Consider the following 1,639-nt stretch of genomic DNA (forward strand, 5'->3'; position numbering starts at 1 on the left):
CTGAGCGACAACAGCCGGATCTTCCATATCTCGGAGGAGGCCGCTGACACAACGCTGACCGGACTTGTCCTGACCGGAGGCCGAACCACACAAAGCGGTGGGGAATTCGGCGGAGGCGCAGTCTACAGCCGCTCCGCTTTGACCGTGACCAACAGTGTCGTGGCGGGCAACAGCACGACCGGTGATGGTGCGACTGGCGGCGGGATATCCGGCAAAGGTGCTGTGACGCTGGACAGCAGCGAGATATCCGGCAACAGCACGTCCGGCGAAACAGCCTCGGGCGGCGGCGTCAGCGGTTTCTTGGTCGATGTCACGAACAGCGCCATCACAGGAAACTCAACATCGTCGGATCGAACGGCAGGCGGTGGCATTTTCGGATTTGACGTCACGGTGACCTCAAGCTCCGTGTCCGGAAACAGTGTGTCCGGTTACGGGGCTGCCGGTGGCGGGATTGCCGCGGCAAACGAGGCGAACCTGATCGGCAGCACGGTTTCCGGCAACACGGCCTCGGGGACAATTTCGTCCGGTGGCGGGATTCTGGGTACGACGGTCTATCTGATCAACAGCACGGTCGCGGACAATGCCGCAACAGCCGGAACAAGTACCGGAGGCGGAATTTCGGGTCTCTCGGAGGTGTTTCTTGTCAACAGCACGGTGTCGGGAAATCTGGCTTCCGGCGATATATCCATTGGCGGTGGCATTGCGGCTCTGGATGGCAGCGTCTCGCTGGTCAACAGCATCGTGCTGGGCAACAGCGCGCTGGTTTCGGGATCAAGCGAGATCCAGGCCGTGGGAGCAAGTGATGGCGGCGGAAACATCATTGGCGGGCAAACGAAGTTCGATCAGGGAACGGAAGACCGCTTTGTCACGGCCGCTGACGTGTTTGCGGAGACCTATCAAGTTGCCGATGGGATCGATGCCGGAGTGCTGTCGGACAATGGCGGACCGGTCGAGACCATTCTGCTGAAAGTGGATGCATCCAACCCGGCGCTTGATGCAGGTGACGTTCCGCAAGTCGATCTGGACGGTGACGGCATCATCGACGGTCCCCTTGGCGAGGATGCGCGCGGATCCGGCAGAGATGTAGATCTGTCCACGGTTGACGATGCAGAAAACGGCGGAAGCGTCGATGCCGGAGCCGTCGAGCTGCAGAATGACGAAGCCGCACGAGGCGTCGATGACACTGCAACAACCCGGCTGGGAGAAGCCGTAACCATAAGCCCTCTCGAAAACGACATCTCCCTGGACGGCTCCGAGCCGAGGATCACGGATGTCGGAGAGGCCGAAAACGGTTCTGTCGTCGACAACGGCGATGGCACCCTCGGCTACACGCCCGATGCGGCATTTTTCGGTGAAGATGCGTTCACCTACACAATCGAAACGGAAAATGGCGCGTTTGCCTCGGCAACGGTGCGTGTCAGCGTTTTGGAAGCTCAAAGCCTTGTCGTGACGACCGAGCAGGATGTCGTTGATGGCCTCGACGGACTGACATCGCTGCGCGAGGCGATTGCCTATGCCAACGGTCTGGAGAATGGCGACGACGCGGACAGGATCACCTTCGACAACACGGTGTTCTTTGGCGAGGGCCAGCCGGTCATCCGGCTAACTGAGGGCGAACTGGAGATCACCGATGCGGTGA

General features: G+C 60.5%; 1 protein-coding gene. It reads left to right on the forward strand.

From position 1 onward, the window contains the following. Positions 1-1,639, forward strand: a 1,639-nt coding sequence (locus tag E1297_RS48985; RefSeq protein ID WP_196223135.1) for a cadherin-like domain-containing protein, incomplete at both ends; no start/stop codon positions are given.

This window comes from Roseibium sp. RKSG952, from assembly GCF_009711355.1.